The 13,376-nt window shown below is 34.9% G+C and carries 15 protein-coding genes; 10 read left to right on the top strand and 5 right to left on the bottom strand.

Annotated features, from left to right (window positions below):
* The first annotated feature begins 28 nt into the window (after nucleotides 1–28).
* From nqrE to FORMB_RS02935, 9 genes are all read left to right on the top strand, one after another.
* A complete protein-coding gene (gene nqrE / locus FORMB_RS02975) occupies nucleotides 29–742 on the top strand; it encodes an NADH:ubiquinone reductase (Na(+)-transporting) subunit E (protein ID WP_069676038.1) in 714 nt (237 codons plus the stop codon).
* A gap of 4 nt (nucleotides 743–746) precedes the next feature.
* Complete coding sequence (gene nqrF, locus FORMB_RS02970; protein WP_069677875.1) at nucleotides 747–2,054, top strand: NADH:ubiquinone reductase (Na(+)-transporting) subunit F; 1,308 nt, start codon at nucleotides 747–749, stop codon at nucleotides 2,052–2,054.
* 171 nt (nucleotides 2,055–2,225) lie between these two features.
* A complete protein-coding gene (locus FORMB_RS02965; RefSeq protein ID WP_069676037.1) occupies nucleotides 2,226–2,603 on the top strand; it encodes a Na(+)-translocating NADH-quinone reductase subunit F in 378 nt (125 codons plus the stop codon).
* 7 nt (nucleotides 2,604–2,610) lie between these two features.
* Complete coding sequence (locus tag FORMB_RS02960) at nucleotides 2,611–3,585, top strand: FAD:protein FMN transferase (RefSeq protein ID WP_069676036.1); 975 nt, start codon at nucleotides 2,611–2,613, stop codon at nucleotides 3,583–3,585.
* 470 nt (nucleotides 3,586–4,055) lie between these two features.
* Complete coding sequence (locus tag FORMB_RS02955) at nucleotides 4,056–4,241, top strand: hypothetical protein (RefSeq protein ID WP_069676035.1); 186 nt, start codon at nucleotides 4,056–4,058, stop codon at nucleotides 4,239–4,241.
* A gap of 194 nt (nucleotides 4,242–4,435) precedes the next feature.
* Nucleotides 4,436–5,104, top strand: coding sequence for a hypothetical protein (locus FORMB_RS02950; protein WP_069676034.1), 669 nt, complete (start codon nucleotides 4,436–4,438; stop codon nucleotides 5,102–5,104).
* 2 nt (nucleotides 5,105–5,106) lie between these two features.
* On the top strand, nucleotides 5,107–5,634 hold the full coding sequence (locus FORMB_RS02945; RefSeq protein ID WP_069676033.1) for a peroxiredoxin family protein: 528 nt from the start codon (nucleotides 5,107–5,109) through the stop codon (nucleotides 5,632–5,634).
* On the top strand, nucleotides 5,627–7,801 hold the full coding sequence (locus FORMB_RS02940; protein ID WP_069676032.1) for a peptidase domain-containing ABC transporter: 2,175 nt from the start codon (nucleotides 5,627–5,629) through the stop codon (nucleotides 7,799–7,801). The genes FORMB_RS02945 and FORMB_RS02940 overlap by 8 nt, the downstream gene beginning before the upstream one ends.
* A gap of 25 nt (nucleotides 7,802–7,826) precedes the next feature.
* A complete protein-coding gene (locus tag FORMB_RS02935) occupies nucleotides 7,827–8,342 on the top strand; it encodes a hypothetical protein (protein ID WP_069676031.1) in 516 nt (171 codons plus the stop codon).
* Nucleotides 8,343–8,365: 23 nt separating this feature from the next.
* Here FORMB_RS02935 and FORMB_RS02930 read toward each other — a convergent pair whose 3' ends face one another.
* The 5 genes from FORMB_RS02930 to gpmI form a co-directional block, all read right to left on the bottom strand.
* Nucleotides 8,366–9,133, bottom strand: coding sequence for a class I SAM-dependent methyltransferase (locus FORMB_RS02930; RefSeq protein WP_069676030.1), 768 nt, complete (start codon nucleotides 9,131–9,133; stop codon nucleotides 8,366–8,368).
* Nucleotides 9,134–9,136: 3 nt separating this feature from the next.
* Nucleotides 9,137–9,934: a DUF3050 domain-containing protein gene (locus tag FORMB_RS02925; RefSeq protein ID WP_069676029.1), complete on the bottom strand. Its 798-nt coding sequence runs from the start codon at nucleotides 9,932–9,934 to the stop codon at nucleotides 9,137–9,139.
* An 11-nt stretch (nucleotides 9,935–9,945) separates the two neighbouring features.
* Entirely contained in the window at nucleotides 9,946–10,764 is an 819-nt protein-coding gene (map, locus tag FORMB_RS02920) for a type I methionyl aminopeptidase (RefSeq protein WP_069676028.1), read from the bottom strand.
* An 88-nt stretch (nucleotides 10,765–10,852) separates the two neighbouring features.
* A complete protein-coding gene (locus tag FORMB_RS02915) occupies nucleotides 10,853–11,263 on the bottom strand; it encodes a BT0820 family HAD-type phosphatase (RefSeq protein ID WP_069676027.1) in 411 nt (136 codons plus the stop codon).
* Nucleotides 11,264–11,273: 10 nt separating this feature from the next.
* Entirely contained in the window at nucleotides 11,274–12,791 is a 1,518-nt protein-coding gene (gene gpmI / locus FORMB_RS02910; protein WP_069676026.1) for a 2,3-bisphosphoglycerate-independent phosphoglycerate mutase, read from the bottom strand.
* A 114-nt stretch (nucleotides 12,792–12,905) separates the two neighbouring features.
* Between gpmI and FORMB_RS02905 the strand changes: the two genes are divergently transcribed.
* Entirely contained in the window at nucleotides 12,906–13,334 is a 429-nt protein-coding gene (locus FORMB_RS02905; RefSeq protein WP_069676025.1) for a GNAT family N-acetyltransferase, read from the top strand.
* The last annotated feature ends 42 nt before the right edge of the window (nucleotides 13,335–13,376 follow it).

Genomic DNA, 13,376 nt, shown 5'->3' with positions numbered 1-13,376 from the left:
TCTTTAGTAAGAATTTAAATAAAAGACAATGATAGAACACATCGAATTATTTTTCAAATCAATTTTTATTGATAATATGGTGTTTGCGGTTTTCTTGGGCATGTGCTCATATTTAGCCGTCTCTAAAAAAGTAGCAACTGCCGTTGGACTTGGTGCCGCAGTCATTTTTGTACTCGCCATCACAGTGCCTTTAAACTGGTTGTTAGACCAATATTTATTACAACCCGGTGCACTCGTTTGGCTAGGTCCAGAATTTGCAGACTACGACCTTAGTTTCCTTTCGTTTATTATGTTTATTGCAACGATCGCAACCATGGTTCAGCTCGTAGAAATTGTAGTTGAAAAATTTTCACCTTCACTCTACAATTCACTTGGAATTTTCTTACCCTTAATTGCGGTAAACTGTGCGATATTAGGAGGCTCTTTATTCATGCAAGCCCGTGAAATAGAAACTTTAGGATTGGCAGTCAATTACGGAATATCCTCTGGAATCGGTTGGTTCTTGGCTATTTTAGCCATTGCCGCTATTCGTGAAAAAATTAGATATTCAAATGTCCCTGCACCGCTAAGAGGTTTAGGAATTACATTCATTGTCACTGGACTCATGGGTATTGGGTTTTTGAGCTTTGGAGGGATGCTAACAGGTGGTGATGAAGAAGTAGAAGAAGCACCAAAAGAAGTAGTTGTAGAAGCTACAGAGATCGAAAAAGAAGTACTAAACCAATTAAAAATAGTTAACTAATATGATGATTTTAGCCGCTGGAACAACCGGAACCATTTTAGCTACCGTCGTAGCATTTTTAGTGACTTCGTTACTATTAATTAGTGTGCTCCTTTTTGTAAAACAAAAACTATCACCCTCAGGACCTGTAAAGATTCTGATCAATGGTGAACGCGAAATTGAAGTAGCCTCAGGCGCTACTTTGTTATCCACTTTAAGTGGGAATAAAATATTTTTACCATCTGCTTGTGGTGGTGGTGGAACGTGTATTCAATGCGAGTGTCACGTGCTGTCTGGTGGAGGTGAAGCCTTGCCAACAGAAACACCTCACTTCTCAAGAAAAGAGTTGAAACATGGTGCCCGTTTATCCTGTCAAGTAAAGGTAAAACAAGACATGGAAATCACCATTCCAGAAGAAGTCTTTGGAATTAAAAAATGGGAAGCAACCGTTGTGCGTAACTACAACGTCGCCTCTTTTATTAAAGAATTCGTAGTGGAAATCCCAGAAGATATGGGGTATAAAGCAGGTGGATATATCCAGATTGAGATTCCAGAATGTGAAATCAATTTTAAGGATATCGACATCACAGCGCATCCAGAAGAACACGAAACTCCAGATAAGTTTCAAGCGGAATGGGATAAGTTTGGTCTCTGGCCACTTACCATGAAAAACAATGAAACTGTAGAACGTGCTTATTCAATGGCATCCTATCCTGCAGAAGGTCGCGAAATCATGTTAAATGTGCGTATTGCTACGCCACCATGGGACCGTGCTAAGAACGGTTGGATGGACGTAAATCCAGGGATTGCATCTTCGTATATCTTTGCTCAAAAACCAGGTGATAAAGTAACCATTTCCGGACCTTATGGAGAGTTCTTTATCAATGAGAGTGAGTCAGAAATGTTATATGTTGGTGGAGGAGCTGGAATGGCGCCCATGCGTTCGCATTTATACCATCTATTCAGAACCCTTAAAACAGGTCGTAAAGTATCTTACTGGTACGGAGGACGTTCTAAGCGTGAGTTGTTTTACTTAGAACATTTTGAAGCCTTAGAAAGAGATTTTCCTAACTTCAAATTCCATTTAGCACTCTCTGAACCAATGGAAGAAGACAACTGGAAAGTAAAAGAAAATATTGATGCCGAAGGCGATGGTTTTGTTGGATTTATCCACAACTGTGTGATCGATAATTATTTAAATCATCACGAATCTCCAGAAGATATCGAACTCTATTTCTGTGGCCCACCATTAATGAACCAAGCGGTTCAGAAAATGGGTGAAGATTTTGGAATTGCAGATGAGCACATTCGATTTGATGACTTTGGAGGGTAATCACTTCTAAATTTTTTATAATCTGAGGTCGTCTAAAAAGTAGGAAACCTGTCATTCTGAATTTATTTCAGAATCTTCAAATGTTGAAAACCAATAATTATGAGAAGCTGAAATAAATTCAGCTTGACAAGAAAAAAACTTTTCAGACAACCTCTTTTGTATTTTTGTAGTATGAGTCAACCACTTTCAAAACAAGAGATGCACAATTTGGCAATGAACCATGTCGGGAAGGATTTAGAGTCCCGTGGGTTTGAATTTGTAGCCATCAATAGCAAACTCAAAAAACACCCGCAATTTGTGTGTATTGATAAAAACAGTCAGTACTTTTTTGTGATCGTACGTGTGGTAAAATTGCCAGACAATCCTAATAATTACGATGTCGTTTGGATGGAAACCTTTAAAAATCACGCGCAAGATAAAGATGCCAAAGTCTTGTATGCTGGGGTTGGAATTGGAAATCCTAAAGGCGATGAACTCCCCGTCTATCTTAATGAAGAATACCTTATTGAATACAATGGCATTCAGGTGATCGAAACGAATTTTAATTAGATATAAAATGATTAAAAATTATTTATTATTTATTTTTTTAGCACTTGTATCTTGTTCGAATCAATCAGAACAATTACGGGCGGCTGGTTCTGTTTTTGGAACGACCTACTCAATTCTTTATGAGAGTAGCGAAAATCATGAAACTGCATTTGACAGTCTGTTTTTTGAAGTTAATCGTTCTATGTCTACATACATTTCTAGTTCTGATATTTCAAAAGTAAATGCAAATGACCCGGTGGTTATCGACCATCATTTTGAGAAAGTTTTCAATACATCAAAAGAAATTCACACCGCGACACGAGGCAAATTTGATCCTACGATTGGCGCTGTAGTCAATGCATGGGATTTTGGACCTGAAGGAAAAATAGAAGCCTTAGACAGTCTTAAAATCCACGAACTCATGCTGTCTGTAGGAATGGATAAAGTTACGCTTAGTAAGGGCGTTATTTCGAAACCAAAAGCAACTCGATTAGATTTTAATGCCATTGCCAAAGGATACGGCGTCGATGTAATCGGACGCTATTTAGAAGCTAAAAACATTCAAAATTATTTAATTGAAATAGGGGGTGAAATTCGTACCAAAGGCATTAACTCCGTTAAGAATACACAATGGAAAGTTGGCGTTCAACACCCCAATCTAGAGAGCGATAAACGCTATATAACGACTTTAGCCCTCGAAAATGAATCCATGGCAACCTCTGGAACTTATCGTAAAATTAAATTTGATGCAGAAGGCAATCGCTATACACATATAATTGATACCCAAACAGGCTATCCAATCCGTTCTAATATATTGACCGTATCGGTCATTGCTCAATCTTGTATGATTGCAGATGCCTATGCTACTGCAATTCAAGCCATGGAAGTAGAAGAAATCAGCGTATTTCTTAAGATGCACACGGAATTAAAAGTCTTTATTGCTTTTGTTACCGAAGATAATCAACTCGAAACAGAGGTGTTTAATGGGTTTCCAGAAAATTAGTATAATTTTAAAAACGTTAAGTTTTAATACTGCTTGGTTTTACTTCTTTCAAACCAACTATAATATATAAATTTTACAATTCTTCTGTCCTTTGCCTGTTTTAAACAGTGTTAGTTACTAGGATAACAGCTTATATCTTCTTAAAACAACTATTTTTTTGAATAAACAGTTCCTACAATTATTAAACAAAAAATCCAAAAATAGTTACTATTTTAAATTTATTTTTCACACTAATATTCAATTGACTAGCTGGGTAAAAAATATAAAATACACACTATTTATTTTGTTTAAACAATTTTCACAATAATTGAACCAAATTAATAAAAATAAATTCACAATATATTGATATACAGGTTTTTATGTGTTAATTTTTTGTTTTTTAAATTTTAGTTTATAGATTTGGTACGTCTAATAGTTGGATAGTTGCCCCAAATCATGAAGGCAACATTTTATAACTTAATTTATATATTATGAAAACATTAAAATTAAATCAAATGGAAAATTTACAAGGTGGTGATGTTTCTTGTGGTATAGCAGTTGGATCTTATGCTGCTACTATAATAATAGGCGCACTAGCTGGTCCCATTGGTTGGGCTTTTATTGCTTCTGTTGCAGTTGCATCAGTTGGAGTTGTGGATGGTTGTATTGCTAACTAATACTTTGTATTATGACTAATATAAAAAAACTGATTTTTCTCAACTGTATTATTATAATATTAATATTTGTGTATTTGATAATCAATGAAGAAAAAATTATTGATAATATATGGTCAATATTAGCATTAGTTATTTCTTTAGTTAATTTATTTTTTATTAATAAAAATAAGACTAAATAAACTTTAGTTATTAATATGGGTAAATGTATCAACAATATATTTACCCTTTTATATTTTCACTTTGTAAATGAAAAACTATTTTTTCTTACTGCTTTTAGTTTTTTTTTAGGGTTTATTTCTAAAGAGTTACTTAACACAGAGGAATTAGTAATTAATTCTTTAGCTGAGCAGCTTACTACAAAACAAATAGAAAAAGCACTAAATTTTCAACAAAAATGGGAATGGATTGCTTATTTGTTATTGCCTCTATTACTTATAATTAAAATTTCTATCATTGCCTTAATATTAGATGTAGGTTGTTTCTTTTTTGATAAAGAAATTAAGTATAAAAAACTTTTTAATATAGTAACAAAGGCCGATTTTGTTTTTTTAGGGGTAATGATTTTAAAAACAATATGGTTTTATGTTTTCCAACAAGACTATACTTTAGAAAACTTACAATATTTCTATCCATTATCGGCACTTAATATTGTAGGCTATGAGGGATTACAAACGTGGTTCATCTATCCGTTTCAAGTCATCAATCTATTTGAATTCGCTTATTGGTTTATTTTAGCTTCCCTAATTAGTAAAGAACTTAAAACCACTACCTCTAAAGGTTTTTCTATTGTTGCAAGTAGTTATGGGGTTGCTCTACTTATTTGGGTCGTTGGAGTAATGTTCTTCACACTTAATATGAGTTAATTATGTTTAAAAAATTAATCTTCTTTATAGTTGTAATTGGTGTTTTAGGTTTGTTATCCTACCTAGGTTATAACATCATAATTAAAGCTAAAGAAAAAAAGGCAATAGCGGAACAACTTCAAACCATACCGGAGTTTGAATTCTTTACCCTAGAGCAACAACCGTTTACAAAAGCGGACCTAAAACCAAACTTAAATGCTATTTTTATTTACTTTAATAGTGACTGCGATTTTTGCCACTATGAGGCGCAAAACATTAGCGATAATTTAGATAGCTTTAAAAATGTACAATTCGTTTTTGTATCTACAGAATCGATTGAAGTCATTCAAAATTTTTCAAAACAATACAATTTTTACAATCAACAAAACATCACATTTTTATATGATAACAATAGCCTTTTTTCTAGTCAATTTGATGCTACATCTATTCCTTATGTATTAATCTACGATAAAAACCAAGAGCTCATAAAAAAACATAAAGGTCAACTCAATGTCAAAGGTGTTTTAAGAGCTTTACAACAAAATGAGTAAAACTATCAAACTCTCTCAAAAAGAATTACAACAGACTTTTACATTACAACACGACCAGTCCGATTGTGGAGTTGCTTGTTTGCTATCATTAATTCAATATTATGGAGGCTCAAACCATTTAGAGAAACTTCGTGAATTAAGTGGAACAACAAAACAAGGGACTACGCTTTTAGGATTGTTTCAAGCAGCTAATCAAATAGGGTTTTCAGCGAAAGGAAACGAAGCGGACTTACAAGCTATCATAGACCACAAAGAGCCATTAATTTTACATGTGGTCATTGAAGAACGTTTACAGCATTATGTGGTTTGTTATGGATATATAAATGACAAATTTATCATTGGTGACCCAGCAAAAGGAATCACGACTTACACCAAAGAGGAATTAGAAAGCATTTGGAAATCAAAAACCTGCCTTACACTTACGCCAAACAAAAATTTTATAAAAACCGAAACCCAAAGCAAAAACAAAAAAAAATGGTTTTTAAAATTGCTCAAGGAAGATTATCGTTTAATCTCTTTTAGTGTGTTGTTGGGTTTAGCTATTGCTATTTTGGGTATGGCAATGGCTATATTTTCGCAAAAATTAATTGATGATATTTTACCCTCAAAAGATTTCACAAAACTTATTACAGGCATTGCTCTCGTTGCCTTTTTGTTATTGATTAGAGTTTTGTTTACTGCTTTACGAGATTATTTTCTCATTCGCCAAACCAAAGATTTTAACAACCGTATTGTAGATCGTTTTTATTCTTCGCTGTTAAATTTACCAAAGCCCTTTTTTGATACGCGTAAAATTGGTGAGCTCGTTGCCCGTTTGAACGATACGCAACGTGTGCAGCGTGTTATTAGTCAGATTGTGGGTAATGTGGTTATTAATGCGTTAGTTACTATTGTTTCATTAGGTTTTCTATTTTACTATTCTTGGCAAACAGGCTTAATCGCTTCTATTAGTTTACCTTTTTATTTTATCCTCATTTATAGTTTTAACAAACGCATCATAACTGCTCAAAAAGAAGTGATGCAAGGCTACGCTTTTAGTGAGAGCAATTATATTACATCAATGCAAGGTATAGCCGCCGTAAAAAATAATAATAGGCAAACAATCTTTCAAAAGATAAACCAACTCATCTATGGGAGTTTTCAAGAGAAATCCTTTAACCTCGGTAAAATAAATGTACGTTTATCTGTTTTTTCAGGTGTATTTAGTGTGCTTTTCTTAATGAGTATTTTGGGTTACACTTCTATTCAAGTCTATAATGAAGTTATGCAATTGGGAGAATTAATGGCAGTTTTAGGCGTTGCAGGTAGTTTATTGCCATCTGTGGCTAGTTTGGCTTTAATAACCATTCCAATCAATGAAGCAAAAGTGGCCTTTAACAGAATGTATGAGTTTGCTTCTATGGAAAAAGAGCAAAAAGGGAATATGGAAATTTCAGACTTCAATTCGCTTGAAATTAAAAACTTGTCTTTCCGATTTGCTGGTAGAAGTCAATTATTGAAAGACATAAACATCAGAGTAAATAAAAACGAGTGTATTGCCATAGTTGGCGAAAGTGGTAGCGGTAAAAGCACGTTAGGTCAAGTCTTACAAAAATTCTATGCTTTTGAAAACGGAGCAATAATCATCAACAATAAAATTAATTTTTTTGATATAGACACAAAAAGTTGGCGTACTATTTTGGGTGTTGTACCTCAAGACGTCACTATATTTGGCGGTAATGTTATTACCAATATTCTTTTAGGCAAAGAAGATACACCTGAAAATATTGTAAAATTTTGTCAAGATTACGGTTTTGAAATTTTTATAAACACTTTACCGCAAAGTTATGCCACCATTTTGGGTGAAGAAGGCATTAATCTTTCTGGTGGACAAAAACAATTGATTGCTTTAATGCGTGCTTTATACAAAAAACCAAAGGTTTTATTATTGGATGAGTTTACCTCGGCAATGGACAGAAAAACAGAGAAGTTTGTTTTAGATTTATTAAATAAACTAAAATCTGAATTGACTATTATTTTCATATCTCATAGATTGCATTCATTACCGAAAATTGCTAACCGAATTTATGTTTTGGAAAACGGAATTATATCTAACTTTGGAACGCATGATGAATTAATGAAAACCAATAATTTTTACAGTTTATTTTGGAAAGAAATATTGGTTTAACAGCCACCCCAAATCATTAAATCGAATGACAAACAGAAATATTTTTGTAAAGTATCTTAGTCTAAGGAAATACGTTATTTTTATTTCATTGATAGTACTAATTGTTACTTCTATTTTTAGACTTGTTATAGAGTTGAATTATGGTTTTAAAGTATTACAAAATTTATCTATTTTTTTGATTTTGTTTACGCTTTTTTTTGAAGTTTTTGAGTCCCCCTTTTTCTTAAGAATATCAAATGATAAAAATGGGCTTGTTATTGAAACATTTTTTCCAAATTTTAAAAAAAATGTAGTTTTTAGAAAACAAAACATAAAAATTTTAAAAGTATATAGTAATCATAAACTAAAGAAAAAAAAACAACTAAGTTTTTTTTCTTTAAAAAAATCTATTATACTAAGTGTTGTTGATGAGAATGGGCAACAAAAAGTGCTGAAGTCATTCAATACAAGATGGCTAGGTCCGAACGGACTTGAAAAGATAAATGATATTGTAGAATGCCATAATTTTGCCAATCATAATTTTGATAGTGATAAAGCTTAGTTTTTAGATATAATGTCGTTGAATTACATTTTATAAACCACAGGAATAATTTCGCCTTTAGCCAATCTGTATTTGTCAATTTCTTGATCAGATAATGTAGCTGTATAATCCACTTCATCCACTTTAAAACCAACCGATCTTAGCGTGTCAAAGTAATCACGTCCATAAATCCGCACGTGGTCATACTGTCCAAAAATTTTGGTACGCTCTTTTTTATCAGTAATACTATGATTCTCAAAAGTAGTCTCGCGATTTAAATCTTGTGGAATTTGAAAGATCCCCATTCCTCCCGGACGCATCACCCGGTAAAGCTCTTGCATGGCTGTGGTATCGTCCAAAATATGCTCAAGCACATGATTACACAAAATAACATCAAAACTGTCAGACTCAAATGGGAGCTTACAAATATCGGCTTTCACCATTGCAATGGGAGAATTCAGATCGGTAGTCACATAATCAAAATGGTTTATTTTTTTGAACTGTTTATGAAACGCTTGCTCGGGAGCAAAATGCAATACTTTTTTTGGGGTGCTAAAAAAGTCGGTTTCATTTTTCAGATACAACCACAATAAACGGTGGCGTTCCAGTGAAAGGGTAGAAGGTGAGAGGACATTCTCACGTTGTTTCCCATACCCATAAGGTAAGAACTTTCGGAAACTCTTGCCATCAATTGGGTCTGTGTAGGTGGTGCCTTTTAAAAATAAAACGAGAAAGGGTTGGGCGACATAGCTCAATTTAATGAGTATCGGCCGTGGTATTAAATTTAAAATAAACTTAAAAAGTGTTTTCAAAATTTAAGTGTTTTGAACCTCTAATGTATTAAGTTTTAAAATAGCTTCTGTAATATGATCCCACAATTTAAGACGAAATTTCAAAGCCTCTTTTGCTGTCTCCAAAACTTCGTCCCATTTAGTAGTGTCTTCGCCACAAAGTTCAGCCACCATTTTCAATGAAATTGGGCCGTGTTCATCGCCATCTAATTCGATATGACGGTTCAAATAGTAAAGTAATTTACCATAGGTTTTATCATTGTCTTGAGTTTGCGATTGGCTCACAATTTCTAAAAACATATCTGGAATCACATCTTCTCTCCCAAACGTAAAAGCCGAAGCAATACAGTGCGGTTTGTTAGAATTCACCACTTCCATAGTGAATTGTATAAACTCTAAAATAGGGGTCTCTAAATCAATGCGTTTGGCAGCCGTTTCAAGGGAATCTCCGTTTTGAATCGCGTTTACAAACAAGCCTATGGCACTTGTATCTGCGTTCACTTGATCCATGGCGTCTATATACATTTCGTAGTGACTCATCGGCACTCCCAGTTCGTTGAGGTCGCTTTCTTCGGCCATCACAATTTCATTGATAAACCGTGCCGTTCCTCCGCCACCTTTTGGCGTCCAAGGAACATTCACATTGGTTAAATGATTTTGAAGTGATTTTAATAAGGACATAAAATCCCATACGGCAAACACATGTTTTTCCATAAACACAGCCACATCACTCATGTTGGAAAGTGTGCTGTATAAAGGATGTGATTTTAGTTGTTCACGAAGGGGTTCTAGTTGTAATTCAATTGCTTTTAAGCGACTCATCTATTGGTTAATTATAGTGTTAAAGGATTGATTCGTAATCCGTCTTCTTCATTGCTTTTTATGCCTAACGCTTCATAAACATAAGCGAAGGTTGATAATAATTCTGGTTGCCCATCTACAAGCGCGACATTGTGTTCAAAATGGGCACTTGGTTTATTGTCTTTTGTAGTGATGGTCCATCCATCGTTGTGATGTTTGATTTTATGCGTTCCCATATTAATCATAGGCTCGATAGCCACCACCATGCCTTCTTGGAATTTTTTTCCACGGCCTCGTTTTCCATAATTTGGCATTTCGGGTTCTTCATGCATGATGCGTCCAATTCCGTGTCCGATGAGTTCTCTCACCACGCCATAGCCATGGGATTCACAGTAATTTTGAATTGCATAACCAACATCTCCTACACGATTGTTGTGTTTAAAGGCGCGAATGCCTTCATAAAGCGATGCCTTAGAAACGTCTAATAATTTTTGAGTTTCATCATCAATTTCACCTACTGAAAAGGTGTAAGCATGATCGCCATAAAATTCATTTTTTAAAGCACCACAATCAATCGAAATAATATCGCCTTCCACAAGCGGTGTATCGTTAGGAATTCCATGAACGACTTGATCGTTTGGACTCATGCACAATGTGTTTGGAAATCCGTACATCCCCAAAAACCCAGGAATTGCCCCGTGATCTCTAATAAATGTTTCTGCAAGAGCGTCCAAATGTAAGGTGGTAACGCCGGGTTTCACCTCGGCAGCAAGCATCCCTAATGTTTTGGAAACAATGAGTGCGCTTTCGCGAATGAGTTCTATTTCTTCTTTTGATTTAAGCGTGAGCATAGTAAAAAAATTATGCCCAAAGATACTTAATTAAAGCATTTTTCAGTAGGTTTTACAGCCTTGATTTTGTTAGCGTTGTCTTAAAGTTTTAAGACTTGAATAGCCCCAAAAATCCTTTTTTCTTTGGAAGTGATAAAGGGTTGTCGCTGTCTGTTAGGAATTGATAAATTTCGCCCCATCCATAAAAGCCCCCAACGTTTCTATCATCGATAAAAAGGTCTGCATTTATTTTTCTGCTTTTTTTAGGGTCGTACACTTCGTTCGGAAAACTACAGTTCACAGCATAAAATTCAAGTCCATTTTCTTTACAAAAATCGACAGCTTCCTGCAACGTTTCTCCATAGCGATAGGTCCAAAGAATCAACCGATGGCCATCTTGTTGTAGTTTTTTTAAGGTTTCAAAAGCAAATATTTTTGCCTTTCCAACTTTTGGATACGCATCTTCCACGATCGTTCCGTCAAAATCAATTGCTAGGGTGAAGGTTTTGGTTAAGTCCATTCGTATGAATTTAGATTAAGCTACTTTGAGTCATCACATCAGGTTTTTCAACTCCTATGAGTTTTAAAATAGTAGGTGCAATATCACCAAGAACACCGTCCTTTATAGAGGTGAGTTCTTTGTCAATTAAAATGATTGGAACCGGATTGGTGGTATGTGCTGTATTGGGCGATCCATCAGGGTTAATCATCGTTTCGCAATTCCCATGATCCGCAATCAGCAAGGTCGTATAGTTGTGTTCCAAAGCCGTTGTGACCACAGCTTCCACACAAGTGTCAACCGCTTCACAGGCTTTAATAGCAGCTTCCATTACACCTGTATGTCCAACCATATCGCCATTGGCGAAATTTAAACACACAAAATCAAGTGTTTCTTTTTTGAGTTCTGTAACAAGAGCATCTTTAAGTTCAAAAGCACTCATTTCAGGCTTAAGATCATAAGTCGCAACTTTAGGCGAATTTTTCATAATACGACTTTCACCTTCAAAAGGGGCTTCACGCCCTCCAGAAAAGAAAAAAGTGACATGTGGATATTTCTCCGTTTCAGCCATTCTAAGCTGTGTTTTTCCATGCGTTTCAAGCACTTCTCCAAGCGTGTTTGTAACGTTGTCTTTGTTAAAGATAACTTGAATATTTTTAAAATTATCATCGTAATTTGTCATGGTCACATAATGCAAGTTGAGCTTGTGCATATTGTATTCATGCTTGTCATTTTGACTGAGAACTTCCGTTAATTCTCTTCCACGATCGGTTCTAAAATTAAAGAATAACACCACATCACCTTCTTCAATTTTGGCAACCGGTTCACTGTTGGTATCCGTCATGATAATTGGTTTTAAGAATTCATCAGTCAGTCCATCGTTATAATTAGATTCAATGGTTTCAGTCGCATTGTTAGAATGCACACCTTCACTATTAACCAAGGCATCATAGGCGATTTTCACACGTTCCCAACGGTTATCACGATCCATCGCGTAATAGCGTCCCGTAATGGTTGCCAGTTTTGCAGAAGAAGACTCTAAACGTGTTTCGAGTTCAGAAATAAATCCATAGCCCGATTTAGGATCCACATCTCTACCGTCTGTAAACGCATGAATAAAAGACTTTTCAACGCCATGATCTTCAATGACATCCAAGAGTCCATATAAATGATTCAAATGAGAGTGCACACCTCCATCACTCACCAATCCCAAAAGATGCACCGCTTTATTGTTTTTATTTGCATACAGTAAAGCGTCCTTTAAAACAGTCTCATCTTTCAATGTGTCGTTAGTCACAGCCAAATTGATTTTAGCAAGATCCTGATATACAATACGCCCTGCACCCAAATTCATGTGTCCAACTTCACTATTGCCCATTTGACCTTCTGGAAGCCCTACGTGCAATCCATCGGTTCGGAGGCTCGCATGTCCATACTTTGTATATAAAGAATCAATAAATTGGGTATTTGCATTATCAATTGCAGATACTTTTGGATCAGGAGATTTTCCCCATCCATCTAAAATCATTAAAATAACTTTCTTGTTCATAATCTCGCTGTTAAAACGTGCTCAAAGATAAGAAGATTAAAATAAAATTCAGATGAGATGTTGGATTTAGATGCTAATAAATAGTTGTATTTTTGAATTATTAAACCTTTTTAAATGCAATTTCAATTCAAAATTATCCTCGCCGACTCCATTGAGATCGTAGTGCCATTAGTCAAAAAAATGTCTAAAGAATCGATTACCGAAGCCCTGCTTTTAGAACGTTTTAAGGAAATGGTATCTCAGAATTATGAATGTATAGGTGTTTATGACGGGGATAAACTTATGGGTGTCTCTGGCTTGTGGTTTTGCACCCGCCATTATTCAGGGCGCAGTGTAGAATTGGATCATGTATTTATTGACGATGCCTATAGAAACAAAGGATTAGGGACTCTTTTTATCAATTGGATTGAGGACTATGTCAAATCAAAAGGCTATCAGGCGATTGAACTCAATGCCTATATTGATAATGAACCTTCTCAGAAATTCTACGAAAGAGATGGGTTTCAAAAATTAGGATATCATTTTGTGAAAGTGATTGGGTGACGGAAGAGTATTAAGTACAAAGTATTAAGTATTAAGAAAAAA

This window comes from Formosa sp. Hel1_33_131 (genome assembly GCF_001735745.1).
GTDB lineage: Bacteria > Bacteroidota > Bacteroidia > Flavobacteriales > Flavobacteriaceae > Hel1-33-131.
Note: the sequence above shows the minus strand (reverse complement) of the source record. Positions and strands in the feature narration are given on the sequence as shown.